Raw genomic sequence first — 25,878 nt, forward strand, 5'->3', positions numbered from 1 at the left:
GTTCGCTGTACCCAACTTGTTACGCCGTTGCTGATCGAATCCCAAATGACAGAACCCACGCTGACGCTAGTTACAAGAAACCAGACGAGCATCGCCCCATTCAGCAGACTAATCCCCTATGTTCGGCGGAATAATCGCTGTGGATTGGATTGCGCCCGCCAGACTTTGTCAATCAACCGACAGCCCGGTTTTTCCCGAGTAACTCTCTATTTGCATCGATTGGGTCGGCCGTTGTTTCGCGCGACCTGATTGCCCCACCGCAACAGGTTGACGTTGCAATCGTCCCGATCAATCAGAACCTCGATCAGGCAAAGACCATCATGGTCCAATGCTGTTTTGATGGCCAGGTCCAACTCGCCTTCTGTTTTCACCTTGCATCCCCAGGCGTTACCCTCTCCGGCGCTAAACACGTCAATCAAACCGGCGTAGTCCCAATTCTTGATGGTATTATAAGGGCCATCGTGGATTTGAACTTCGATGGTGTAGCCGCCGTTGTTGATGAGGAAAATAATCGGCTTTGCGTCATACCGGATCATGGTCGAAATCTCTTGGGCGGTCAGTTGGAACGAACCGTCGCCAATGCATGAGATCAACCGGCGCCTCCTGTTGCCTAACGCGTATCCCAGCGACGCACCGACAGACCAGCCAATGGATCCATACTGCATTTGTATCTCGAACCGCGTGCCTTCGGGCAGTTTGGTCTCAATGCCGTTGAACCATGAATCACCCGTCTCCACGAGTAACGTGCTGTCCTCATCCAGCATCTTCTGCACACGGGCGAATAGTTGGCGAACCGTCACCGGTGTTTCGGCATCATCAGGCTCGGGCGGGATTTGTTCGGTTCTGACACGTTCGAAGGCCGCGACAGCACCGCTGTTCGGCGTAAGTTTGTCAGTCAACGCATCCAGAAACTCATCCATGCGGACATTGCTGAAATGTGTGTCACCCAGCTGTATGGACGTCGGATGCACCATAACCGCTTTACCGGGATCAAAACCAAGCTGATGACCCGTCGTGGTGTAATCCGTGAAAACAGGCCCAACAAACAGCAGCCCGTCCGCGGCATCGACAATTTCCCCACAGCCCGGTGTGCTGACTGGCCCCCAATAAATCCCAATGAAACTTTCGTTTGTCTCAGACAGAAAACTCTTAGCGTTGGGCATTGATGCCTGGGCGTATTCGCAGGCCACGGCAAGGCTTCGCAAGGGGCGTTCGGCCTGACCCGCGCGCACTTTGCTTCCGGCGACAAGTACTGGCCGCTTTGCCGCATTCAGGAATTCAGAAACTTGTGCGACCGCAGTCGCTAATGTGTTCGGATCACTGCTGGACTGCCTGGCGAAACTACGCGGAACGGGCGCGGACGTAGGTGCACCCGCAATGTTCGAGGCGATTTCGATATAGACCGGTTTGCGTCGAAGCATTGCGGTGTCTATCGCCCTGTCGATTGCTACAGGCGCAAGGGACGGATGATGAATCGTGACAGCCTCTGCAGTGACGCGGGCGAATATCTCGCGCTGGTAATCGTAATCAACTTCGCCAAGCGTGTGGTGCAGGTATTCCCACTCGGCTTCTGAATTTGTGTTCGGCCCACCGGAAATCGCGATCAATGGAAGATCTTCGGTATAGGCGCCTGCGACGGCATTCAAAAGGCTCAACCCTCCTACCGAATAAGTGACGACAGCCGCTGACGGCCCCCCGGTTGCGCGGGCATACCCGTCTGCTGCGTAGCCTGCGTTGAGCTCGTTACAGCAACTGATCATTCGCAGATCCCGATTGCCAAGCAGCTCATCCAGCAGCACCAAATTGTAATCGCCGGGAACCACAAAATAATCCGCAATTCCAGCCTCTTGCAATCTCCTTGCCAGATATGATCCGACAGTCCAGCGCTCTGTTGCCATGCCCTTACTCCAATACAATTTATCAAAAAGAACTGGGCACATCCTATTCACGAAAGCCGGATTCGCAAAACCAAGAGAGTTGCGATTGGCTCTGTCACAGAGGTGTTGGAATCGGAAATCTGTATTAGATTAGTGGCTGCTGTTTGCGCAAAAGCTCTACTATCGGTCTGCGCGGCCAACCTGGCCAATGACATTGCGCGATCAAATCAACGGAAAGGAATCTGAACCTGAGGGGGCTTTGGTGGCAACTCGAACCACGGATTGGGCAAATTCGCGTTCTGCAGGCGTTCCTGCCGCTCCCTATTGGAAGTGGATAACAATGCAGTATGCTCGATCCACCGACCAACCGATTGAGTGGTTGGTTTCCGCTCGTTGGGTGTCCACTGAGGAAAGTTGAAGGCCCTTCGGAAGCGGGTTGATTTGGAGAGAAAAGCATGCCGGTAACCGGGCCGCCGCTGGCCGCTCCTGCGGATTTGACGAACCTTTTTCGCCGGGGATTGTCGGCGGATCCCAAGGCGATTGCGCTTTACGCTTTGGACGGGGCTTTGACCTGGCAGGAGCTGGATGCCGCCTGTACGCGGCTGGCGCTTCGGTATCTGAGCCTGGGGCTTAATCCGGGGGACCGAATAGCTTCGATTATGCCGAACCGGGCGGTGTTGGTGATCCATTATCTGGCCTGCATGCGGGCCGGTTTGGTGGCGATGCCGCTCAATTATCGCTACACAGCCGCGGATATCGACCATGCGCTGCGGTTGGCGACACCGGCGGCGCTGTTGGTGCATGGCGAACGCGCAAAGGATGTGGCCGCAGTCCCAGGCATAGGGCGGCTGCCTTTGGGGTTGGTTTCCTATGCAGGCGAAGTGGACGGGGCACTCGCCTTGAAGGACCTGATGGATGGTGAGGCTGAGGGGACACTGCCGACAATTGGGGCGGACGCGCCAGCGTTAATATTTTTTTACTTCCGGGACCACGGGCAAGCCGAAGGGCGTGACGCATAGCCATGCCAGCATGGGGGCTATGGTGGCAAGCAATGCTCAGGGGTTGGGGTTGAGACCTGGGGATGTGGTGCTTCCGGCGTCGTGGATTTCCCATACTGCCGGGTTGCGGCTGACGTTTGCAGGGCTTTGGGCCGGTGCCAGAACGAACGTAGTGCGGCAGTTTTCACCCGCCGAGCTCCTGGGGCTCCTGCGACAGACAAAGCCGACAGTGGCGCAGATATTGCCCGCGCCATTGGCTGCATTGGTAACGGGGCACGGTGCAGTGCGCGAAGACTTTGGTTCATTAAGAACGATGATGGCAGGTGGCGACAAACCCTCGCAGACACTGGTCGACGCATTTGGCGTGCTGGCAGGTGTGCCGATCGGGGCGTTTTATGGATTGACTGAAATGGGGACGTCACATTCGAACACCCATGGAGGAGTTGAGAAAGTCGGTGCCATTGGATTGAACAATCCAGGGTATGTCTCGGCGCTTCGTGATGAGGCCGGGGTGGAGGTGCCCGTGGGAGTAGACGGCAGGCACTGGGTCAAGAGCCCGACTATGATGACGGGGTATTGGGACGACCCGAGTGCGACAGCGGCAGCGTTTCGGGATGGCTGGCTCGATACTGGCGATTTGATGCGACGGGATGAGTATGACTATTTCTGGTTCCGGGGGCGGCAAAAACAGATCATCGTGCATGACGGCTCGAACATCAGCCCCGCGGAGGTGGAAGATGTACTGACAGCGCACCCCGCCGTTGCAGCGGCAGTGGTGGTTGGGGTGCGAGATGAGATGCACGGTGAAGATGTATGGGGCTTTGTGAGCTTGGTCGAAGGGGCGAAACCGGTGCGCCCCGGAGATATTGTCGACTTCGCGCGGAAACAGATCGGATACAAGGCGCCGGATGTGGTGCGGGTAGTTAATGCATTGCCATTGACCATGGGTGGCAAGCTGGACCGAATGGCGTTGAAACGGATGGCAGCGAAAGAAAGCGGTGCCGCGCACGTGCTCTAAAGCTTTGGCGGTTGGATCGCATTGGCGGACGGCTTGCTCATATGACGTAAGCAAAGACTGCAGACAGATCGACCGGAAGCAACCCTTCAACTCACATCAAAATAGTACAATCTTAAATTGTCCAAGCAGAGCTGCAATGCGCTGGGGCCGATTAGCTGGGATTGCACGTCCAAGCGCATTGGGGCACGGTGACCGTTCAACTTGGAAGAATGTTCATGGCCACCGCAAAACCTACTAACCCGTGGCTCATATTGCTGGGCCTTGCGCTTGGGGTCAGCATATCCAACGCATTTGGTCGCTTTGCATACGGACTAATCCTGCCATCCATGAAAAGTAGCCTTGGCTGGAGCCTCACTCAATCCGGTTGGCTCAATACGGCCAATTCGATTGGCTACATAGTGGGTTCGATTTTAACGCTTTTGCTGATCCGGCATTTTTCTCCGTCGCGGTTGTTTGCAAGTGGAACTGTGGCGACCGCACTGTGCCTTTTGACGACCGGGTTTGATGAAAGCCTCGTGTTTCAAACTGCCTGTCGTACTTTGGTGGGACTGTTTGGCGCTCTTTCCTTTGTGTCAGGCGGCGTGCTGGCAGCATCGCTGTTCCAGAGCAGCGCCCGAAAGAATGCGCTGGCCATCGCCTTATACTTTGGCGGTGGCGGCGGATTTGGTATCGCGTTATGCGGCGCAACCCTTCCGAGTATGTTGGACGTATTCGGACCACAAAATTGGGACTGGGCGTGGATCGGGGTCGGGTTGGTGGCCCTAGTCATTTGCCCATTTTCGGTTTGGGCTTCCACAAAATTGAACGAAACCGAACACGACACCGCGCTTCCTTCCATCCCACCGGTGCGCAAAATGCTTGGCCAACTCGGGGGGTATGCGCTGTTCGGATTGGGTTACATTGTCTACGTCACTTTCATCTCTGTCTGGATGAAAGAGCAGCATTCCAGTGTCCTGTTGACTACGGCAACATGGATGGTTCTTGGGGTCAGTATTATGGCGTCTCCTTTTGTTTGGCGCGGGGTCTTGGCCCGCTTTTCATCCGGAACGCCGTTGGCGCTGATCCTTACCGGGGTTGCATTTGGATCAGCCCTGCCAATCCTGGTTCCATCTGGATATGGGCTGATTTTGTCGGCACTGGTGTTCGGGCTATCGGTCTTTATGCCACCCACTGCAGTCACCAGCTTTGTCCGTCAGAACGTGGATCAGCAGGATTGGGGTGCAACCGTAAGCTTTTTCACAGTTGTTTTCGCTATTTCACAGACGCTGGGACCTATCGGGGCTGGTATCATTGGCGACTTGACCGGGGAAATTGGAGATAGCCTTGTGGTGGCCTCTGCGGTCCTGCTGATGGGTGCCCTTTGTGCTGCGATGCAAAAGCCGCTCAGGCGTAAGGTGGCGTAGCTGTCGTATTCAGAACTATGCTGAATCATTCCCTACTTGGACGCCGTGGGTTCTGAATGCGCAATGAGTGACCTTCCGGTCACTCCAACCTGACCTGCCTTAAGCAATCTCCTCATAATGCGGGGTCCAGAACTTCGCATCCATTGCCGCTTTCAAGTCATCCCCCGTGGATTTAGGCGCAACCCCATCCAACTGCGCCTGTTGACCAACGGCAAATGCAATAGCTTTGCTGACCTCGCGAATGTCCCCCACATCGGGCAGCAAGCTGGCTGTGCGATCGGAATTCGCAGGTGACAACGTGGCGAGCGCCTCGGCGGCGGCCATGAACATTCCGTCCGTGACGCGACAAGCGCTTGCCGCCAGAACGCCCAACCCCATACCGGGGAAAATGTAGGAGTTGTTGCACTGCGCCACATGATGCGTCTTACCGTTGTAGACAACAGGATCAAATGGGCTTCCGGTGGCGACCAATGCATGACCATCTGACCAGCGGATAATATCCGCAGGCACGGCCTCAATTCGCGATGTCGGGTTTGACAGCGGCAATACGACAGGATGATCAGTGTGAGCTGCCATCGCCCGAATGATCTCTTCAGAGAACAAGCCTGCCTGACCGCTGACACCCACCAATATGTTGGGTTCGGCGTTGTTAATCACATCCAGCAGTGAAATTTCACCATCGGACCAGCTCCCCACTTTGGTGAGAGGTTGGACAATTTGCGTTTGGAACGGCAGAAGGTCCGTCATCGCATCGGTTAACAACCCATTCCGGTCCACCATGTAGATGCGCGCGCGTGCCTCGCTTTCTGGTAATCCTTGGCGGATCATGAACTGAACCAGTTGCTCAGCGATACCCACTCCTGCTGATCCCGCTCCAAGAAACGCGATGGTAGCGTCCTTTAGCGGAATTCCGGTGACATTTGAGGCAGCCAGCAAGGTGCCGGCCGTTACCGCCGCCGTGCCCTGAATATCATCATTGAATGTACAGAGCTGATCGCGATACCGCGCAAGCAGAGGCGCTGCATGTTGCTGTGCGAAATCCTCGAACTGCAGCAACACATCCGGCCACTTGCGCTTTACCGCCTGCACAAAAAGATCGACGAATTCAAAGTACTCATCCCCGCTGACGCGCTCATTCCGCCAGCCGATATAGAGGGGATCTTCCAGCCGTTCCTGATTGTTGGTACCGACGTCCAGTACCACCGGAAGCGTTACAGACGGGCTTATTCCACCCGCAGCGGTATAAAGTGAGAGCTTTCCGATCGGAATTCCCATGCCGCCCGCGCCTTGATCGCCCAAACCCAAAATCCGCTCTCCATCGGTGACGACTATGGCCTCGACAGAGGGCAGGACGGCGTTCTCAAGTATGTCATCAATCCGGTCAAGCTCGGGGTACGAAATGATCAATCCGCGTGGGTGATCGTAGATCTCACTGAACCTCTTGCAGGCGTCGCCCACAACGGGTGTGTAAATTATCGGCATCATCTCGGTTAGATGCCGCACCAATAGAGCGTAAAACAGAACCTCGTTGTCATCCTGTAGGCCGCGCAGATAAACATGCTTTTCCAGCGGCGTCTCCTCACGTTCAAAGGCGGCATAGACACGGTCAACCTGGGTTTCGAGCGTTTCGATGTGTGGCGGAAGAAGACCCAGCAATCCAAGTTTTTCTCGTTCGTGTAGAGAAAAGGCAGTACCTTTGTTCAGCAGCGGGTTTGTCACATAGTGCAAATTTGCAGGATCAGTATCGGCCATTGGATGCCCTTTCGGATCGGCATGCACAGGTTGCACGCATCTGTCCGGTAAGGTCAGCATTATACGACAAAAAATGCAACGAACTTGCGACTGGAACTTTCCCGCATTGGGCCAACACACTCGCGCGCGATCGCGTGCCCGAGTAATTCGCGGCCCAGAGCCACCATTCGTCGCGTTACTGCATATTGGTCAAAGCCGCCCGTCGATCTCGCTGAATTTAGGGTACGCCAGCTAAAAAACTTCAACTTTGCTCGCCTCGCGTGCCTTCAATCGATGTGGCGCGAGGGTTTGCCATCACCGCTTCCAACTTCCTCAACACTTCGGCTTTCCAACCTGCTTTGATCTGTATTGCCAATTGGGACGGTGGCCTGTGGTCGGGTTCGAGGAGAGCGTATTCATATCTTAATGGTTTCTCGAAAGGTAAAAACACAAGCTTTCCATTGGATAGATTAAGCTCTTTTTCGGTCGCAACAGTTAGCGGGTCAACGATGCTGCAACACTGCCCCGAACTGACAAAGGGGATAAGAGGTAGAAAATACTGGCAGGTAACAGTCTGATTGTACTCGGCGGCAACGTCCTCAAACTCCTGCCGGACTTTCCGTTGGAACGGGTGTGAAGGATGCAGGCCGCCCATTGGCGTTCCGTCAAGATCCGATAGTTTCAGGATCTTGCGCGACGCAAGAGGATGTTCACAGTCAATAGCACAGAAGCAATCAGCCCGGATAAGTTCAGCGGAATACTGGGGTTCTTTGCCGGCTGAATGCTCGAAGTCAGCAAAGCCGAAGTCGATATTTTGCGTCCCCGCAAGCTCCATAATCTGCGGTGAACTGCGTGTCGAAAGCGTGATGCGAATATCGGGGTTTTCACCAACTGATTGGCTTATGAAACGTGGGAACAAAAAGGCAGATGGACCCGGCATCGTTGCAATATTCAAGCTTCCGGCATGCCCTTTGATAAGTCCTTCCATCGTGCTGGAAATTGTCGCCAAGCGGTCCAAAATACCCGTAGTTTCGGCTAAGAGATAGTGCGCCTCGGGGACTGGCACCAATCTTCTTCCCTTACGTTCGAACAACGTCAGGCCCAATGTCTTTTCAAGGTTTTTCAACGCTAGGCTAATCGCAGGCTGCGTGCGATTTAGTTTCTTGGCGGTTTGAGAGATGGATCCGGTCTCCATCACCTCACGAAATACGGTTAGCTGAGTTAGGTTCATATTCTTAAACATAAGCAAAACTTTAGTTTAGTGAAATATAACAAATTTGTATTTATGCAGTTTGTCTCTACGCTTGTGGGATCGAAGTTTGGGAAAACCAAAACCGAAATTCCAACAAGGGAGATGATAATGAAATTTGTGAAATGCTTGACTGGTCTTGCATTGGCGGGCGCGCTGGCAGCCCCCGCGCTGGCGCAGGACCCAACGTTCTTCCGTATTGGCACCGGTGGCGCTGGCGGAACCTATTTCCCCATCGGTGGCACCATTGCAAATGGAATCTCCGCCCCTCCGGGATCGCGCCCGTGTGAAGAAGGCGGCCAGTGCGGTGTTCCGGGCCTGATCGCGATCGCGCAATCCACCACCGCTTCGGTCTTCAACAATGCCGCTGTGCAGAATGGAGAACTTGAGGCCGGGCTGGCTGCAGCCGACGTCACCCGTTCGATGTATCTGGGTGAAGGTAAGTTCGAAGGCAAACCCCATCCCAAACTGCGCATCGTAGCCAATCTGTTCCCAGAAGACCTGCATCTGGTGCTTCCGGCCGGCTCGACGATTAACGATCTGAGTGACCTGGAAGGCAAGCGTGTTGGTATTGCTCAGGCTGGTTCTGGCACGCAGGTAGCCGTTTTGCAGATGCTGGATGCTTGGGGTGTCAACCGTGACAACATGGATGAGGCCGAGTTGAACAACAGTCAGAGTGCCGAACGTCTGGCCGATGGTCAGCTTGACGCCTATTTCTATGCCGCAGGCTGGCCGGTTGCTGCGATGGTGCAGCTATCTTCGACCAAAGGTATGAACCTGCACTCTTTCTCCGACGAAGATCTGGGCAAGATCAACGAGATCATTCCAGCCTATATCCCTTCTGCCATTCCAGGTGGCGTTTATGAAGGCATCGACGGCGAAACCAAGACCCCTGCGGTCAGCGCGATGCTGGTTGTGTCGTCGGACCTGTCTGACGACCTGGTCTATGAGCTGACCAAGGCGATGTGGAACGACAACACCCGCAAGCTGCTGGATAACGGTCATGCCAAGGGCAAGCAGATCACCCCTGATACCGCTCTGGATGGTGTCGAAGCACTGGGCGTTCCGCTGCATCCGGGTGCTGAGAAGTTCTACAAAGAAGCCGGGCTTCTTCAGTAACCTGATCTCAACTCAACTCATCGTCCGGTGCCCCTATTTGGGGCACCGCACACTCGAAATGCGCGAAATCAGGGGGCCATCATGTCCACGACTAAAAATCTTGATGACCACGAACTCACAGCCGAAGAATTAGCGGCTATCGAAGAACAGTTCGACGAGGGTGCTGCCGTCCGGCAGGTTACGCCGTCAACCGGAAAGGTCCTGCGCGTTGTGGCCCTGATCTTTGCGTTTTACGAATTCTTCACGGCCGGTTTTGGCCTGCCGGCCGATCACTGGCACATGGGCATCTATCTGGCACTGCTGTTCATTCTGGTCTACGCGACGATCCCGATTATCGGGGCCAAAAGCCTTTACGCGCTAAAGGTCAGCCGGTTTCGCATCGGCAACATCCCTCTTTACGATCTGGTCTTCATGGCCCTTGGGATCATCGCGGCGCTGTACGTGGGCGTCGCCTGGCGCGGCATTCCGTTTCTTGGGATTGAGGAACAGACCTTCCGTATGGGTAACCCCAACAGTTATGACGTGATTTTGGGTGTGATCATCATCCTGCTGGTGCTGGACATCGCACGCCGCACGCTTGGTTGGGTGCTGCCGCTGATCATCTGCGTATTTATCTCATACGCTTTGCTTGGGCCGTATTTCCCCGGATTGTTGCAGCATCCTGGCGTGAACTTCAAAACCTTCGTTTCGTCGATGTACTTCCCGCAGGAGGGCATCTACGGCGTCACGTTGTGGGTCGTCTCGACAATCGTTTTCCACTTTGTGTTGTTCGGCGTGATCGCGCAGCGCACAGGATTGGGACAGCTTTTTATCGATAACGCTACAATTTTGGCGGGCCGCTATACTGGCGGTCCGGCAAAAGTGTCGGTGGTATCCTCGGCCTTCTTCGGCACGATCTCGGGTTCTTCGGTGGCCAACACCGTTTCAACCGGCGCGCTGACAATTCCCAACATGAAGCGCCTTGGATACCCCGGCCATTTTGCGGGTGGGGTCGAAGCGGCTTCTTCGGCCGGTGGTCAGATCACTCCGCCGATCATGGGTGCCGCTGCCTTTATAATGGCAGAGTTTCTTGAGGTTCCCTACACCACCATCGTTATTGCTGCTATTTTCCCAGCACTCCTGCACTATGTTGGCGTCTTTGCTGTCGTGCACCTGATGGCACGCAAGCTGAATCTCAAAGGTCTCACCAAAGAGCAACTGCCGCAGCTCAAAGCCGTCTGGGCTGAAGGCTGGGCCAACATAGTGCCCCTAATCGGCCTGCTAGTGGTTCTGTTCACGGGTTACACGCCCTTCATGTCGGCCTTCTGCGGCATATCACTTGCGGTAATCGCGGGCATGTCGCGCTTGAGGCAACCACCGACATTGATCTACGCGGCAGCGTTCCTCAGCTTTGTACTGTGGAAGTTCTCAGACGGCGGCTTTGATCTGACCATGACAACAATCCTGTGCGGATTGACGGTGGTCGCAACTATGAACCCTCAGAAACGCATCGAAGTGCCCGAGATGCTGCAGGCGGTAGAATTGGGTGTGAAATACTCGCTGGCCGTGGGCGCCGCCGCTGCTGCGGTCGGTATCGTGGTGGGCGTGATCAACACCACTGGCATCGGGTTCCGCATCGGTTTCATGGTTACACAGGGCGCAGGCAACCTGGCATCGGATCTGTACAACATGATCTCGTTCGGCAGCTTCCAGTTCTTTGCGATGGAAGACTTACAATTGTTCATCTCATTGGTGTTCATCGCCGTCGTCTGTATCCTGATGGGCGCCGGCATTCCGACCACTGCGCTGTATATCATGCTGGTGTCAGTGGCGCAGCCTGCGCTGGCGCAGCTGGGCGTGCCACCCATCGCCAGTCATCTGTTCGTGCTTTATTACGGTGTGGTATCCGAGATTACGCCACCGGTCTGTACTTCAGCTTATGCGGCTGCAGCCATTGCCAATTCAAACCCGTTCCGAACGGGACTATCTGCCTTTACCCTTGGATTGGGCAAAGTGATCGCGCCCATGGCCTTTGTCTATGCGCCGGTGCTGCTATTCGTGTCTTCAACCGGGTTTGACCTGTGGGAGTTCACTTATACTGCGACCAGTTGCATCGCCGGGGTTATTGCCCTGTCAGCAGCCGTGGTCGGGTATTGGTTGAGCCCGCTGAATATCGCGTCACGCATTCTGATGGCCATCGCTGGGATTATCTTTGTAGCGCCCAGCCTGACTGCTGATCTGATCGCGCTGGCTGTGGCATCACCTGTCATCGTCACCCAACTTATTGCCCGCAACCGCAGTCACTCTCCGGCGTGAAACCATGACAGATCAAGTGACCATCATCGGCGCGGGGGTCGTCGGCATTTGTTGCGCTTTGTCGCTACAAGAGCGCGGCATTTCTGTTCGGCTGATTGACCGCGGTCTACCTGGGCAGGAAACCTCTTTCGGGAATGCAGGTGTAGTGTCGCCGTGGTCAATCATTCCGCAAGCGATGCCGGGTATTTGGAAATCTCTGCCCCAGATGCTACTGGACCCTAAAAGCGCGCTTTCGGTCAGAACCAGTTACTGGCCAAAAATGATCCCCTGGGGCCTGCGGTTTTTGGGAAACTCCGGCGAAAGGTCAGTGCGTGAAATCTCGGACGCGATGGAGCTTTTGTGCCGCCCTTCTATCGACCTTTATCGTCGTCATCTTCAAGGCACCGGGCACGAAAATCTGATCACCGACAGCTACTATATTCACGCATTTCGCCATCGGAAGCAGGCTGATCTGAATGGGCTTGGATATCTGATCCGCCAGGAAAAAGGAGGAGATCTGGAGCTTGTCGATGGTGTCGAGCTACGCGGCCTGGAACCTGCACTGTCAGAAGAATTCAAAGCCGCGATCGTGATAAAAGGTCAGGCACGCGTAACCTCACCAGGACGTGTTGGGGCAGTTCTGGCTGAAAAAGCGCGCTCGCAAGGCGCAGAAATAGTACAAACCGAAGTCACCAGGCTGGCACCGGCTGAAGATGGTGGTTGGCAGATTACAACCTCGCAGGGCACGATGCGTGCTGCCAGCATCATCCTCGCGGCCGGTGTGTGGTCCACCGACCTGCTGAAACCATTGGGGATGCCTGTGCCGCTTGTGGCCGAACGGGGCTACCATGTCGAATTCCCTAAGCCCTTAGCCCAATTGAACAATTCGGTCATGGATGTAGACGCAAAGGTGGTCGCAAGTTCGATGCAGGACGGTCTGAGAGTCGCTGGCACGGCCGAATTTGGTAGCGTCGACGCGCCCGCTGATCCACGCAAGAAAAAAATCCTGACCGAACAAGCCAAGGCCATGATGCCGGGCCTCGATGCAGGCGAGGCGCAGTTTTGGATGGGTCGACGTCCGTCCTTTCCGGACAGTTTACCCGCGATTGGGCCAGTTAACGGCAGAGAAGGGCTCTATACTGCGTTCGGGCATTCTCACTATGGGCTGATGATGGCCCCAAAAACCGGCGAGCTTGTGGCCGATCTTGTGTCCGGTCGCAGCCCAAACATCGATCTGGCCCCGTTTTCGCTGGCCCGGTTTTGAACCTTCAAATCAAAAGGAACAGATGACAATGCCTATCTACAAGGGTGGCCAGAACATTTGCGGCGCGTCACTTGGTGTTCTGTGCCTTGAAAGCTATTTTCCAAAACCGCCGGGTCACATCAAGAACCCTTCCAGTCTGCCATTTCCGGTTCTGTATGAGATGATCGACGGCGTGACGGTCCCGACCTTGCTGAACAACCCTTCGCCCGAGTTACTGGCACCGTTCATCGAAGGCGCCAAGCGGCTTGAGGCTGAAGGTGTGCGAGCCATCACGGGCAGTTGCGGCTTTCTAGCCTTGTTTCAAAAAGAATTGGCAGCTGCGGTTTCAATTCCTGTCTTTGCCTCCAGCCTGATCCAGGTGCCGCTGGCCTTTCACATGACCGGGGCCAACGCGCCAGTGGGCGTGCTAACCGCAGATGCATCCGCATTGACGCCCCGGCATTTCGAAGGTGTCGGTGCATCAGGTGTTCCTGTGGCCGTGAAGGGATTGGAAGATACCACAGAATTCGCCGAAGTGATCTTGCGGAACACACGGACCCGGATGGACACGGACCTGATCGAGACCGAGGTCTTGGATGCGGCCCGTAATCTGGTTCTTGAAGCTCCGGACATTCGGTCGTTGGTTTTGGAATGCACGGACTTGCCGCCTTACGCATCGCGGCTTCAGGAAGAACTGCAGCTTCCTGTCTTTGACCTGACCACACTGGCGCAAATGGCGCACGCTGTGACGACCCGAGCGCCCTACTCGGGACTGATGCCGTGGCAGCGCTGACCGTACCAAAGCGGTCACTGAAAGAGAAAAAGAATGGACGCTGGCGGGGACCTCGGAATATCTGAGGCCTTGCGACATTGCCTTGATCCATAGGAGTTTTGAGTGTCCGTCGACCTGTCAATCCTAATGATTGCCATCTGCCTTGGCGCAATGCTGCAAGTCGGAGTTGGTATCGGGTTCAGCATCATCGCTGGACCGCCCATGATGATTTTGCTTGGCACGTCGACGGCAGTTCCAGTCTTACTCTTGTTGAACACGTTTGTTTCATTGGTAGCGACAGACCGGCATGTTCTAAAAAACAACCGTCAACTAATCCGCACCGCGGTCATTGGATGCTGCGTCGGAGTGGCCGCCGGCCTTGTTGTGTATCCCTTTTTGAGCGAAGCATTTGTTCTTGCCCTGACGGCGTGTCTACTGCTGATCGGGTTGATTACGACCTTGCTTCCCTTGCGGGGATCCATTGGCAACGCAGGGTTTTCAGTCGTTACAGGACTGTCTGGGCTTGCGACTGTTTGGGCGGCGACACCGGGCCCTCTAATGGTGTTCGGTTTGATAGCAAAGGGTCGTTCCGCCAAAGAGGTGGCAAAGTTGGTTCAACCCATAGCGCTGGTGGCATACGGCATCGCCTTTTTATTGCACAGATTGTCCAACGCGCAGGCAATCTCATATGAACCGCAAATACTGGGGTTTGTTGCGATAACTCTGATCGGCAGCCTACTTGGTCGTGTGGTAGGCCCTTACTTACCACAGTCGGTGGTCATAACAGTGATCCGCGTGGTATCCCTGATTGCCTGCTTAGTTTTGTTCTATCGCGCGCATTTAATAGCTTGGTCTTGAAGGTTACACGATGACACAAAATGATTATCTGCACAAATTTCCACGCGCCCAACTCATGTCCGGCCCAACTCCTTTGGAGCGTCTGGACAACTTATCGACAGAACTGGGCATCGATCTCTGGCTGAAACGTGATGATCTGACTGGGCTTAGTTTTGGTGGCAACAAAACACGGCAGCTTGAATTTTATCTCGGAGATGCGCGTCAACAAGGTGCTGATACCATTCTGATCACCGGCGCCGTTCAATCCAATTTCGTTCGTTCTGCGGCCGCTGCCGCAGCCAAACTGGGCATGCAATCCGTGCTTCAGTTGGAAGAGCGTGTCTCTGACATGGGGGCGGAGTACTATTCGTCCGGGAACGTGCTGCTGGCGCAAATCCTGGGTGCCGAGCATATGAGTTACCCAGTAGGAGAAGACGAAGCGGGAGCTGACGCAGCGCTGCATGCGCGCGCAGTTGAATTGAAAGCCAAAGGTCACAAACCGTACGTTATTCATCTGGGGCTGGGCCATCCGCCCTTGGGTGCCTTGGGCTACGTTGTGGCCGGGCAGGAATTGTATCAACAGATGCCGGATTTCGACGCGGTCGTCGTCCCCTCGGGTAGCGGTGCCACGCATGGCGGACTGCTGACCGGTCTGGCGTTAGAAGAAAGCACTGCTTCGGTGTATGGGATTTGTGTGCGCAGAGATCGTGAAAAGCAGCAGGCCCGAATGAAGGTCGTTCTGCAAAAACTTGCGGACTTGCTGGATATCGACGCAGGACTTCTACAGGACAAGATCGATGTTTTTGATGAGGCCTTGCCGCCGGGATATGGCAAAGTAAATGCAACCACGCGCGCTGCATTGAAAAAGATGGCCCAGGTCGAGGGGGTTTTCCTTGACCCCGTTTATTCTGCAAAGACATTCGCTGGCTTGCTGGACCTCGTAGAAAGCGGAAAGATCAAGTCGGCGGAGAAAGTCATTCTGCTGCACACAGGCGGGCTGCCTGCACTCTTCGGATATCAAAGTGAATTGATGGACAGCCCGACCTGAAGCATTCGTAGCCCATATACGTTTCAGTAACTTGCTTGCCTGCATCTTTGGTGCCCAAACAAAAGCTACAGGTGCTGAAACCTGAGCCGCCCGCAAAACGGTCCAACTACTGAGGAATATCGCAGGCGTCAGAAATCTGCCCCCCGAAATCGGGGGCAAATTGCTAAGCAATATTCACAAGTAGAGTGAAAAACGACGCGGTGGGTTCATCAGTTTTTAGCCCAACAGTAGCGGCGTCAGGGTGCGCAACCCTCACGCTCTTCTTGCTTGGCTTTCGCGGCAAGCACCTCCGCTCGTATTCCTTGTCGAAAGAAAAACAGCATGAGCATTGCAACTATCAAGAAGACTGGGAAAATCATCAACTGCGTCGCATTCAGGCCCAAATAAATCGGTTTTTCTTCCACGACTTCAAATAGCCGACGATGCAAGTAGACGTAGTACCCATCGTTATTGTCCACGTAATCTTCGGCTTCTCGCCATGCCTCTTCGTCACCTGGCTTAAGCGTTGTTTGTTTTGTTTTGAGATTCCACTGGTATGTCCAGGTTGCCCCCGCCTCATCCCACTCGCCGCCGGTCTCGAATTTAATAAAGTCATTTTCGAACTCAAGCGAACTGGGCTTTTTGATTGGGGCGGGAACATTGCGCATCACGATCTTATGGACGTTGTGCATCGGAGCGTTTACGCGAGATTGCCCTTCAAGCACCTCATCGTCATCAAATTCATAAAGCTCGTCCGAAATAGCGTAGCCATAATGGTTCAGTTTGTTCCAAAGTTCCTTTTCTTCAAACCCCTCGCGCGGCAACGTGTAGCGCTGGACGAGCTGAAAAACATTGGCGTCCAGATCATCCTCAATGATCATTACCTCTGAGTGCGTGGCTCCGGGAAACCGTTTGGCGTACCACTTTTCATATTGCTTGCGCCGGTCTTCCATGTCCTCGCCGTCATAGCGCCAGCGCATGTTGTCCGCTTCGACACCCCGCCATGTGTCTGTAACATTGAGTACGGCGGCAATCGGGCCTTCATCCAAGAACACATATTCCTGTACAGCCTCTCGGGCCGGTTCATCAGAAAGATTCGTTACGACTTCAACAAGTCCGGTGCTGTCCTCTGCCAGTGGCAGGCCCCAGGCAAAATCCTTCAATGGGATCGCCCGACCTACGCCGCCTTGCAGTAGATCGGTTGCATCAACAAACCAGTCACCTTGCGGATCGCGAACACGTACTATGGCGTGATCAAAGATAAACGGTGAAGGTAACATGCGCGGCAAAGCAGGCCCGATGTCGTGGTCGACGAGAACGACATCGGCCTCAATCTGCAAATAGGCCAGCATGGAAATCAGAAGAAGCGCCTTGTCTTTGCAATCGCCATATGCGCTCAGCCAGACTTCGTCGGGGGATCGAGGTATCCAGCCGCCTTCGCCAATTGAAACGCTGAAATACCGGACCCGGTCCTGTACCAAACGCAAAGCTTGCGTCGCGCGCCATTGCGGATCTTCGGACTGCTCCAGCATTTCATCAAGCAGTTTGATCAGGTCACCGGGCAATAAGTCCGGTCTGGGTTTGTAGTCGCCGGTTAGTCCCTGAACGATCTGAAACCAATCCTGAAAGGTCGAGAGCTGCAACCCATCGTTGGAGACATCCCAATCATCCGCAGAGCGTGTGTTTCTGTCATCTTCTTCAGCCTTTTCCAAGGACCAACTCAAGATCGTCCTGCCGGCAGCCTCTTCGCGCTGAACATCGAACTCATCCGTATGGTTCAGCTCGAAACGCGTTGCAGCGGGCAAGTCAATGGACGTGCGCCTCTGTTCCCAACCCCAGTCTCTGAGCCCGTCTGATCGATAGTGAAACTGGTTTGGGAAAACGGGTGTGGTGGCAGTGATCGACCAGATCATCTCGACGGTGTCACCAACACGAAGATCCGCGATCTGACCGAAATACTCGATGTCGCCCAGCATCACACCTGAGCTGAGCGCTGGTTCGCGCCGGAGTTCTTCGAACGGCAAGTCGAGTTGATCTATCACTAAACCATCTCGGTGGATCTGCAATCGATGAAGAGTGGCACGCTCAAAATTCGGGTCCACCAGCAATTGGACCTCGCCATAAAGTTCCAGAGTTGAACGATCATGCACGGCAAAGAAGCTCTGCCTGACCCTCTGATATCCGTTGTCTTCGACCCGGATTTTTTCGTCGTGAATAGGGAGACTTACAGATGTATCAGCATGCAATGCCGCTTCTCGATCCCGCTGCGAAACCTCCTCGTGCCACTCAGGTAGGTTTTTGTCGCGTAGCAATTCTGCTGATGCAGGTTTGGCTCCAGCCAAATTAAAAAAGCCCAGTATGACAAGAAAGACGATGACCCAAATTGCAATGTTGGCGAATGTGGATTGCCACCACTTCTTTTTCTCAACTTTCGGCGCAGCCGTTCGTTTGTTGTCTGACCATGGACCCAGCCCCTGAGACACTCTGTAGGCGGAAAGAAGATTTACCGCGGCGGGTATTTCTGGAACAACATGCAACTGATCATCCTTCGTTTCGACAATGGTCAGGTCATTTTCAATATGAACGGCACGAACCGCAGACCAATCGAGGCGCAATCGTTTACCTTCGCGCCAGATTTCAATGGCCGCCTTGTCGCAACTCACTGCCGTCGGCCCCCAATCGAAGCCTCGTAAAAGCCCGTGACGGTAATAGTGAAGATGGCGCAGTTTTGGCAGATAGGGCCAATCATTTACCGCTGCTGTGGTCATCGCGACAAACAGCAATATGACACCGATTTGATTAAACAACGGAAAACCCGCATCCAATGACTTCCCGGTCAACAAAACAATAAAGAGAAAAATAGAGAGACCCGAAATCCATGCATACGCCAAATAGTTGAAGACTGAGTCCAACCAGGCGGGACAGGGTGTCCCCAGTTTTTTGGATAGCCCTTCCAAGGCATGAAAGGCTGCGGTCGCGGATATATACTGGTGTTTGGCTTCTATCGGAGCGTTTTTTGGGTCAAAACCGCTGGAATTCTTCGCCCTGCTTTCCTCTTTCACCTTCTTCACGAGCTCTCTGGCGTCTTCATCCGAAGGCATTGGAAGAAAAAACAATCCGTAGCTCGCTCTTTTCCAGATCACAAACCGCCCAACGTGAATTGGTTTTGATACATGTGAAAAATGCCAGGCCTCTGTCTGGTGGGCTTCAATTGCTTCGACGTAGTCTTTCTTGACAGTGTACTGCGTTTTGCCACCATGGAGTTCAGCCGCCCTGAGAATTACAGGCGCGCGGCCCCTCCAAACCGCCCATAGACTTCCAGCGCTCAATGCGTGTGACCGCGCGAGAAAAAAACAAAATAGACCAAGCGGGATTGGAGCCCAGAGTTTGGCTCCAGCGGTGCTCAGGTCAAGACCGGAATTCCAGGCCGCGACAAAGCCGCCCAGAAGCTCGGCTAGAAATGTTACTGCCAGACATCCCACCGCTATTGCCAATAGAAGAAACTGCTTGAACCCTCTTCGCGCATCCAGCCGACACCGCTCAGAACGAACTTCGCTCGTCAGTTCGGTTTCAAGGGTCAGTATTGACGAATTGCTTGGTGCTGGCACTAGCTCCGAATGAATCGCGTTCACAATAGTATTTCCCAACAAATTCAATACTCGCCAAAAGATTGAACATTCATGGCAAAAATATGGTTCTGGTGTAGTGTCAGGCGTTGTTTTGACCTCTTGCAGCCCGCCATCAATTGCGGCTTCTCTCTCCACTCCAATTTGGTTGATCGCCGAAAAAATATAGAGCCAGCTGAAGTTCGCCCCCCCTTTTTCAGTTCCCGGTCGGTAACGTGGAAGGCGCGGACTCAGACAGTACGCATTCGTGCGTCGAGCGGCGAAGCTGTATGGAGAGCCCATTTCGACCAATGCTGTGCACTGTAAGAACGACATTTATTGGTGAAATCGAACGTAATCGCTTTGTGAAGGCTCAATGATCGACCGTACGAGAGTTTGCCGCTAGTTGCGACTGGCGTGACTGTACGCACCGTTGCATGCAGTCAATAACGCGGTTCCGAGCATCGCCCAAATGCTGACCCGCGCACCGACTACGACGAACCTGATGCCAACGCTTATGCCACGCTAACCACACCATCAAAGTTGAGTTAATGGAAACAGCCGAATTACTGATGAACAACGTGAACGTTCGTGTTGAGGTACATGTTATTCCGATGCAGCGATACGGATCGCTTCGGCGGCTTTACGGAAGCCTTTGCCCGTTCGTAGGAAGGTGCATCGAAGGATCACATACAGCCGCGTGGCTCCGCCCACCCGTTCTTCAAACCGCGAGCTTTCGACCAAAACGACGAGATTGTGCAGGGATCAACGTGTGATCCATGCCGTCGTCGCGAATGATTTTTTTTGGCCCGCAGGCGTTGTATCAAAAGGCACAATTGAAAACACCAAGCCCCGGCCCTTAGGTTCCAGCGAGTTTAGGAAAAGGCTAGGTTTGTATTTGCGACCGTTGGTCAAGGTTGGAACCAAGCATAGAAGTATACAGTACCTGCAAATTTCCACGGTGGCACCTTGAAACCTCCGCAACAAATGTATACCGGTGCATACAAATACGATCGAGCGAGTTGCCCCACGCCTCTCAACAGCAGCAGATTCACACAAAGCGGAAACAGCCATGAGCCAGTATTCAGATTACTTGGATGAAATTGAAACGCGCAAAGAACAAGGGCTTAGCCCAAAACCCATCGACGATGGTGCGCTGGTCGAGGAAATCATCGAACAAATCAAGGATACCGGTCATCCGCATCGTGCAGATTCGTTGCACTACCTGATTTACAACACGTTGCCTGGCACAACCAGTGCTGCGGGTGCGAAGGCAACGTTCCTGAAGTCCGTCATCGTCGGCGAGGTAACTGTTGAGGAAATCTCGCCCGAATTCGCGTTCGAACTGCTGTCCCACATGAAGGGCGGACCTTCGGTTGACGTGCTTCTGGATGTTGCACTGGGCGACAAGCAAGACATAGCGGTTCAGGCGGGCGAGGTTCTGAAAACTCAGGTCTTTCTGTATGAGGCGGACACGGACCGTCTGAAAGCTGCCTATGAGGCGGGCAACAAGATCGCTGCGGATCTCCTTGAGAGCTACTCCAAGGCTGAATTTTTCACCAAGCTGCCTGATGTGGACGAGGAAATCCAAGTTGTCACATATATTGCAGCCGAGGGTGACATCTCCACTGACCTTCTGTCGCCGGGTAATCAGGCGCATTCGCGTTCCGACCGCGAGTTGCATGGCAAATGCCTGATTTCCGAGGCCGCACAAAAAGAGATTGAAGCGCTGAAGCTGCAGCACCCCGACAAGCGCGTGATGCTGGTTGCGGAAAAAGGCACTATGGGTGTTGGTTCGTCGCGGATGTCGGGTGTCAACAACGTGGCGCTTTGGACCGGCAAGCAAGCCAGCCCGTACGTACCTTTCGTCAATTTTGCACCGGTCGTGGCCGGCACAAACGGCATTTCGCCCATCTTTTTGACAACCGTGGGCGTTACCGGTGGTATTGGTGTCGACCTGAAGAACTGGGTCAAGAAAGTGGACGAGGATGGCAAGGCGATCCTCAACAACGATGGCAACCCGATTCTGGAACAGCGCTATTCGGTTGAGACCGGCACCGTGCTGACCATCAACACGAAAAAGAAAAAGCTCTATAGCGCGGATGGCAGTGAAGAATTGGTCGACATGGCCGGCTCATTCACCCCGCAAAAGATGGAGTTCATGAAAGCCGGCGGCTCTTATGCCATCGTTTTTGGCAAAAAACTGCAGACATTTGCATGTGAGACACTGGGCATCGAGCTGAAATCGGCCTTCGCCCCGGCGAAGGAAGTCAGCCATGAAGGTCAGGGACTGACGGCCGTCGAAAAGATCTTTAATGCCAATGCGCGCGGTGCGACCCCGGGCAAAGTGTTACATGCCGGCTCTGACGTGCGCGCCAAAGTCAATATCGTGGGCTCTCAGGACACCACCGGTCTGATGACCAGTCAGGAGCTTGAGGCTATGGCTGCCACCGTCCTGTCACCCAGTGTCGATGGTGCCTATCAGTCCGGCTGTCACACAGCTTCGGTCTGGGACCTCAAGGCGCAGGCCAACACCCCGCGCCTGATGGCGTTCATGCACAAATTCGGCCTGATTACTGCGCGTGATCCCAAGGACGTGTACCACGCGATGACAGACGTCATTCACAAGGTGCTCAACGACATCACCGTGGATGACTGGGCCATCATCATCGGCGGCGACAGCCATACGCGGATGTCCAAAGGCGTGGCCTTTGGTGCGGACTCGGGCACGGTTGCACTGGCGCTGGCCACGGGTGAGGCGACAATGCCTATCCCGGAATCCGTCAAGGTGACGTTCAAGGGCGAAATGGCACCGCACATGGATTTCCGCGACGTGGTGCACGCGACGCAGGCGCAGATGCTGGCGCAACACGGCGACAACGTATTCCAGGGTCGCATCATCGAAGTGCATATCGGTACGCTGCTGGCGGACCAGGCCTTTACCTTCACCGACTGGACGGCCGAGATGAAGGCCAAGGCGTCGATCTGTATCTCGAACGACGATACGCTGATTGAATCGCTGGAAATCGCCAAGTCGCGGATCAAGATCATGATCCAAAAGGGCATGGATAACGATGTTCAGATGCTGCAGGGCCTGATCGACATCGCGGACAAACGTATCGCCGAAATCCACTCGGGCGAAAAACCGGCTCTGCGTCCAGATGACAACGCCAAGTATTTTGCCGAAGTCGTCGTGGATCTGGATCAGATCGTTGAACCGATGATAGCCGACCCGGATGTGAACAATGCCGACGTGTCCAAGCGTTATACCCACGACACGATCCGCCCGATCTCGTACTACGCTGCTGAAAAGAAGGTTGATCTGGGCTTTGTGGGCTCCTGCATGGTGCATAAGGGCGATATCAAGATCGTGGCCCAGATGTTGCGCAATCTCGAAGACGAGTATGGCAAAGTCGAGTTCAAGGCCCCGCTTGTTGTTGCCGCACCGACATACAACATCGTTGATGAGCTGAAAGAAGAAGGTGATTGGGCAATTCTGCAGAAGTACTCGGGCTTTGAGTTCGATGACTTGTTCCCCAAGCAATCCGCACGGACCGAGTACGAGAATATCCTCTATCTTGAGCGCCCAGGCTGTAACCTCTGCATGGGGAACCAGGAAAAAGCCGCCAAAGGCGACACCGTTTTGGCAACGTCCACCCGTCTGTTCCAAGGCCGTGTTGTAGCGGACAGTGAGACAAAGAAGGGTGAATCCCTTCTGGGTTCGACCCCGGTTGTTGTTCTGTCAGCTATTCTGGGTCGTACGCCGACGCTGGAGGAATATAAGGTCGCGGTCGAAGGCATCGACCTGACCAAATTTGCACCACCGATGGAAGTTCCCGGTACTGCCCGCTCGGTGCATTTCTAATACAATAGCGGGTGCGGCGAATGTTGCCGCGCCCGCTTTACCCCAACCTGCCCGAAGCTTGGTAAAAACGGCGCATTACTATGGGGGTCAGGTACATCGGGATCTGATAGGCCCCGATGAACACCAAAAGTGGCGCTGTCACCTCGGGTGGTAACGCAATCAGGAAAATCGCGACATTCCGGTTTCCGGCGAAAATTGACAAAGCGGTGGCTTTGTCGGCAGCCACTCGGTTGCGTGTCAAAAAAAACATCACCAGTTGCGCGCCGAAATTGGCCAGACATGCGATCCCGACCCAAAAAATCGCAAGACCGGGGTCAACAAGCGCTGTCGCGGTCACGGACGGCATCAAGCCGATCACAAATACGGCAAGTGTGATTGTTGCCAACCCTTCCAGATTTTTTAGCGTGGTTTGGGATGGGTTTCTCAGAAACGCGAGGCGCAACAACACGGCTGCAACAGTCGCCCCCGCAATTGTCAAAAACAGGCGCAAGACGGCGATAAGAACGGATTGAAAGTCTCCCAGTTCGGGCATCAGCACGAATATGGGAAACACGGTCAACGGCAATACGGCGGTCCCGATCACCATCAAGCGCATAGCGTGTTCTGCCGGATGTCCCATCATCAGGCACATATTCGCACTGCCCGAGATGGACGGAGCCGCGGCCATGATCAGCAGAGACAAAAAGACCGGCGTGCCGGTCCATCCACCGATCATGCCAATAGTCACAACTATTAGCGGCAAAACCAGCTGGAACGCGATCACTGTATTTGCCACCTGGCGTAAATCGACCAAGGACCCCAACAACAAAGAAGGTTCAATTCGAAGGACAGTCAGGAACAGCAGCAGTGCGACTAGCGGCGGCAAGACCGCCCGCATCGGCTCGGCCAGCGCAGGCAGCAACAATCCAGCAGCCAGTCCTGCGACCAGTACATAAGGACCGTTGCGCGCCGCCAGATGAAGTGGGTTCAATGCCCCCTACCCGCCCGGGCTTTGCCTAAGGTTTTCCGGCAGCCATGTGGCCAGATCCGGGAACCAGATCAGGACGAAGACCATCACCACCATGATCAGGAACATCGGAATTGCCGCGCGGGCAATATAGCTCATCTCATGGTTCGTCATGCCTTGCATCACAAACAGGTTGAAGCCGATCGGCGGCGTGATCTGCGCCATTTCAACGACAACCACGATAAAGATACCGAACCAGATCAGGTCAATACCCGCGTCCCGGATCATCGGTTCCACCACGGCCATGGTCAAAACAACCGAGGAGATGCCATCAAGGAAACAGCCCAGAATGATGTAAAAGACCAGCAAAACCATCAAAAGCTCAAACCGAGTCAGCTCCCACCCTGCGATCAGATCAGCCAGACCCCGCGGCAGACCCGTAAATCCCATGGACAATGACAAGAACGCAGCCCCAGCAAGGATCAGGGCGATCATCGCACTGGTCCGGGTGGCCCCCATCAGGCTTTCGGTGAAGGTCTTCCAGGTCAGGGATCCCTGCCCTGCCGCCAGCAACAGACCACCGATCACACCAAAGGCCGCGGCTTCGGTCGCGGTGGCATAGCCCAGATACATCGACCCGATCACCACCATGATCAGCAGGATTACGGGCAACAAAAAGCGAGAGTTCTTGAGTTTTTCAGAAAAGCTCAGTTTGTTCTCACTGTTTGGGTTCCAGTCTTTCCCGAATTTCGAATAAATTGCGACGTATCCCATGAACATCGTCGCAAGCACCAATCCGGGCAGTATGCCTGCAAAGAACAGCTTGGTGATCGATTCATTGATAGTCACACCATAGACGATCAACGTCAAAGAGGGCGGGATCATCAGGCCCAGTGTCGCAGCGCCGGTCAGCGTACCAATTATCATCCGTTCGGGGTAGTTGCGTTTCCTCAGTTCCGGGATCGACATTTTACCCACAGTCGTCAGGGTGGCGGCTGACGACCCAGAAACAGCGGCAAACACCGTGCAGCCGACAATGTTGGTGTGCACCAAACCACCGGGCAAAGGTGCCATCCAAGGCGAAAGTCCCTTGAACATATCCTCGGATAATCGCGTTCGATACAGGATTTCGCCCATCCAGATGAACATCGGCAGCGCGGTCAGTGTCCATGACGATGAGGCCGACCAGATGGTCGTGATCATCACGTCTCCGACAGGGCGTGTCGTGAAAAGCTCCATCCCGACCCACGCGACGCCCATAAGGGCAAGGCCAACCCAGACACCGGTGCCAAGCAGAGTGAAAAGAACAAAGAGGAAGAGGATGATGACTGATACGTTTTCCATGCTCTCACTCCCCGTGGCTCTGATCGGCCAGATCACGGACGATGCGGTGATCGCCCTTAAAAACGACGTGGATCAGATGATCGGTCAGGGCGATTGCAAGGATGACTGCGCCAATCAGCATTGTTGACTGCGGAATCCAAAGCGCGGTTTTGTCCTGTCCCTGGCTGACATCGTTGAATTTCCAGCTCCAGTAGACAAAGCGGTAGGCGTACCAGCAAAAATACCACATTACCGCCGCGCCAACTGTAAAACACCATATTTCAAGGACGCGGCGCAATCGGTCGGGGACCGCATTCAACAGGATCGACACACGAATGTGGCTGCCTCGGTTCAGCGCATTGGCAAAGGCCAGAAAGGACGCGGCAGCCATGGCATAGCCCGCATAGTCGGGCGCGCCCGGGAAAACCTCTCCGGTCCAGCGGGCCAGCATTTGCACAACGATCAGCACCAAAATAGCAATCAGGCTAAGTGCTGCCAGAACCCCTGCTGCCTGATAAATGAAATCCAATACGGACCTGAGCCCTCGTAGTGCCGCCATGCTGTCCCCACTATTAGTTATTCTATGGAAAC

The 25,878-nt window shown here is 54.4% G+C and carries 17 protein-coding genes; 10 read left to right on the forward strand and 7 right to left on the reverse strand.

Going from position 1 to position 25,878, the window contains the following annotated elements; translation table 11 throughout:
* Window positions 1–206 precede the first annotated feature (206 nt).
* A complete protein-coding gene (locus tag AC2FGC_RS08310) occupies window positions 207–1,898 on the reverse strand; it encodes a thiamine pyrophosphate-binding protein (RefSeq protein ID WP_496724616.1) in 1,692 nt (563 codons plus the stop codon).
* Window positions 1,899–2,332: 434 nt separating this feature from the next.
* Between AC2FGC_RS08310 and AC2FGC_RS08315 the strand changes: the two genes are divergently transcribed.
* From AC2FGC_RS08315 to AC2FGC_RS08325, 3 genes are all read left to right on the forward strand, one after another.
* The gene (locus AC2FGC_RS08315) at window positions 2,333–2,896 is read left to right on the forward strand and encodes an AMP-binding protein (RefSeq protein WP_496724618.1); all 564 of its coding nucleotides are present in this window, start codon (window positions 2,333–2,335) and stop codon (window positions 2,894–2,896) included.
* 10 nt (window positions 2,897–2,906) lie between these two features.
* Window positions 2,907–3,893, forward strand: coding sequence for a class I adenylate-forming enzyme family protein (locus tag AC2FGC_RS08320; RefSeq protein ID WP_496782193.1), 987 nt, complete (start codon window positions 2,907–2,909; stop codon window positions 3,891–3,893).
* 215 nt (window positions 3,894–4,108) lie between these two features.
* Complete coding sequence (locus tag AC2FGC_RS08325) at window positions 4,109–5,296, forward strand: YbfB/YjiJ family MFS transporter (protein ID WP_496724620.1); 1,188 nt, start codon at window positions 4,109–4,111, stop codon at window positions 5,294–5,296.
* A gap of 99 nt (window positions 5,297–5,395) precedes the next feature.
* Here the strand turns inward: AC2FGC_RS08325 and AC2FGC_RS08330 are convergent, their stop codons facing one another.
* A complete protein-coding gene (locus AC2FGC_RS08330) occupies window positions 5,396–7,048 on the reverse strand; it encodes an NAD-dependent malic enzyme (RefSeq protein WP_496724622.1) in 1,653 nt (550 codons plus the stop codon).
* A gap of 241 nt (window positions 7,049–7,289) precedes the next feature.
* Window positions 7,290–8,270, reverse strand: a complete 981-nt coding sequence (locus tag AC2FGC_RS08335) for a LysR family transcriptional regulator (RefSeq protein WP_496781960.1) — start codon at window positions 8,268–8,270, stop codon at window positions 7,290–7,292.
* A gap of 117 nt (window positions 8,271–8,387) precedes the next feature.
* On the opposite strand from AC2FGC_RS08335, the gene AC2FGC_RS08340 reads away from it, so the two are divergent.
* From AC2FGC_RS08340 to AC2FGC_RS08365, 6 genes are all read left to right on the forward strand, one after another.
* Window positions 8,388–9,395: a TAXI family TRAP transporter solute-binding subunit gene (locus tag AC2FGC_RS08340; protein ID WP_113788396.1), complete on the forward strand. Its 1,008-nt coding sequence runs from the start codon at window positions 8,388–8,390 to the stop codon at window positions 9,393–9,395.
* Window positions 9,396–9,476: 81 nt separating this feature from the next.
* On the forward strand, window positions 9,477–11,690 hold the full coding sequence (locus AC2FGC_RS08345) for a TRAP transporter permease (protein ID WP_496781963.1): 2,214 nt from the start codon (window positions 9,477–9,479) through the stop codon (window positions 11,688–11,690).
* A 4-nt stretch (window positions 11,691–11,694) separates the two neighbouring features.
* Window positions 11,695–12,933 (forward strand): NAD(P)/FAD-dependent oxidoreductase, encoded by a 1,239-nt coding sequence (locus AC2FGC_RS08350; protein ID WP_496781965.1) that lies wholly within the window; start codon window positions 11,695–11,697, stop codon window positions 12,931–12,933.
* A 28-nt stretch (window positions 12,934–12,961) separates the two neighbouring features.
* Window positions 12,962–13,705 (forward strand): aspartate/glutamate racemase family protein, encoded by a 744-nt coding sequence (locus AC2FGC_RS08355; protein WP_496781967.1) that lies wholly within the window; start codon window positions 12,962–12,964, stop codon window positions 13,703–13,705.
* Window positions 13,706–13,807: 102 nt separating this feature from the next.
* Window positions 13,808–14,542 carry a TSUP family transporter gene (locus AC2FGC_RS08360; protein WP_496781969.1) on the forward strand — a complete coding sequence of 245 codons (735 nt, stop codon included), beginning with the start codon at window positions 13,808–13,810 and terminating at the stop codon, window positions 14,540–14,542.
* Window positions 14,543–14,552: 10 nt separating this feature from the next.
* A complete protein-coding gene (locus AC2FGC_RS08365) occupies window positions 14,553–15,569 on the forward strand; it encodes a D-cysteine desulfhydrase family protein (protein WP_496766494.1) in 1,017 nt (338 codons plus the stop codon).
* 236 nt (window positions 15,570–15,805) lie between these two features.
* Here the strand turns inward: AC2FGC_RS08365 and AC2FGC_RS08370 are convergent, their stop codons facing one another.
* Window positions 15,806–19,456: a DUF3857 domain-containing transglutaminase family protein gene (locus tag AC2FGC_RS08370; protein ID WP_496781971.1), complete on the reverse strand. Its 3,651-nt coding sequence runs from the start codon at window positions 19,454–19,456 to the stop codon at window positions 15,806–15,808.
* A 769-nt stretch (window positions 19,457–20,225) separates the two neighbouring features.
* On the opposite strand from AC2FGC_RS08370, the gene AC2FGC_RS08375 reads away from it, so the two are divergent.
* On the forward strand, window positions 20,226–23,018 hold the full coding sequence (locus AC2FGC_RS08375) for a bifunctional aconitate hydratase 2/2-methylisocitrate dehydratase (RefSeq protein ID WP_496724639.1): 2,793 nt from the start codon (window positions 20,226–20,228) through the stop codon (window positions 23,016–23,018).
* 37 nt (window positions 23,019–23,055) lie between these two features.
* Here the strand turns inward: AC2FGC_RS08375 and AC2FGC_RS08380 are convergent, their stop codons facing one another.
* Genes AC2FGC_RS08380 through AC2FGC_RS08390 form a run of 3 tightly spaced genes read right to left on the reverse strand, consistent with a single transcriptional unit; the run spans window position 23,056 to window position 25,846 of the window.
* Entirely contained in the window at window positions 23,056–23,988 is a 933-nt protein-coding gene (locus tag AC2FGC_RS08380) for a hypothetical protein (RefSeq protein ID WP_496781973.1), read from the reverse strand.
* A gap of 6 nt (window positions 23,989–23,994) precedes the next feature.
* On the reverse strand, window positions 23,995–25,308 hold the full coding sequence (locus tag AC2FGC_RS08385) for a TRAP transporter large permease (RefSeq protein WP_496724643.1): 1,314 nt from the start codon (window positions 25,306–25,308) through the stop codon (window positions 23,995–23,997).
* A 4-nt stretch (window positions 25,309–25,312) separates the two neighbouring features.
* Window positions 25,313–25,846 carry a TRAP transporter small permease gene (locus AC2FGC_RS08390; RefSeq protein ID WP_496724645.1) on the reverse strand — a complete coding sequence of 178 codons (534 nt, stop codon included), beginning with the start codon at window positions 25,844–25,846 and terminating at the stop codon, window positions 25,313–25,315.
* Between the last annotated feature and the right edge of the window lie 32 nt (window positions 25,847–25,878).

The sequence above is a fragment of the Ruegeria sp. CDSC054 genome, from assembly GCF_059610645.1.

What these genes read in the sequence shown, in the direction of transcription:
- AC2FGC_RS08310 (WP_496724616.1), bottom strand. Translation starts at nt 1,898, where the DNA reads ATGGCAACAGAGCGCTGGACTGTCGGATCATATCTGGCAAGGAGATTG.
- AC2FGC_RS08315 (WP_496724618.1), top strand. Translation starts at nt 2,333, where the DNA reads ATGCCGGTAACCGGGCCGCCGCTGGCCGCTCCTGCGGATTTGACGAAC.
- AC2FGC_RS08320 (WP_496782193.1), top strand. Translation starts at nt 2,907, where the DNA reads ATGGGGGCTATGGTGGCAAGCAATGCTCAGGGGTTGGGGTTGAGACCT.
- AC2FGC_RS08325 (WP_496724620.1), top strand. Translation starts at nt 4,109, where the DNA reads ATGGCCACCGCAAAACCTACTAACCCGTGGCTCATATTGCTGGGCCTT.
- AC2FGC_RS08330 (WP_496724622.1), bottom strand. Translation starts at nt 7,048, where the DNA reads ATGGCCGATACTGATCCTGCAAATTTGCACTATGTGACAAACCCGCTG.
- AC2FGC_RS08335 (WP_496781960.1), bottom strand. Translation starts at nt 8,270, where the DNA reads ATGTTTAAGAATATGAACCTAACTCAGCTAACCGTATTTCGTGAGGTG.
- AC2FGC_RS08340 (WP_113788396.1), top strand. Translation starts at nt 8,388, where the DNA reads ATGAAATTTGTGAAATGCTTGACTGGTCTTGCATTGGCGGGCGCGCTG.
- AC2FGC_RS08345 (WP_496781963.1), top strand. Translation starts at nt 9,477, where the DNA reads ATGTCCACGACTAAAAATCTTGATGACCACGAACTCACAGCCGAAGAA.
- AC2FGC_RS08350 (WP_496781965.1), top strand. Translation starts at nt 11,695, where the DNA reads ATGACAGATCAAGTGACCATCATCGGCGCGGGGGTCGTCGGCATTTGT.
- AC2FGC_RS08355 (WP_496781967.1), top strand. Translation starts at nt 12,962, where the DNA reads ATGCCTATCTACAAGGGTGGCCAGAACATTTGCGGCGCGTCACTTGGT.
- AC2FGC_RS08365 (WP_496766494.1), top strand. Translation starts at nt 14,553, where the DNA reads ATGACACAAAATGATTATCTGCACAAATTTCCACGCGCCCAACTCATG.
- AC2FGC_RS08370 (WP_496781971.1), bottom strand. Translation starts at nt 19,456, where the DNA reads ATGGGCTCTCCATACAGCTTCGCCGCTCGACGCACGAATGCGTACTGT.
- AC2FGC_RS08375 (WP_496724639.1), top strand. Translation starts at nt 20,226, where the DNA reads ATGAGCCAGTATTCAGATTACTTGGATGAAATTGAAACGCGCAAAGAA.
- AC2FGC_RS08385 (WP_496724643.1), bottom strand. Translation starts at nt 25,308, where the DNA reads ATGGAAAACGTATCAGTCATCATCCTCTTCCTCTTTGTTCTTTTCACT.
- AC2FGC_RS08390 (WP_496724645.1), bottom strand. Translation starts at nt 25,846, where the DNA reads ATGGCGGCACTACGAGGGCTCAGGTCCGTATTGGATTTCATTTATCAG.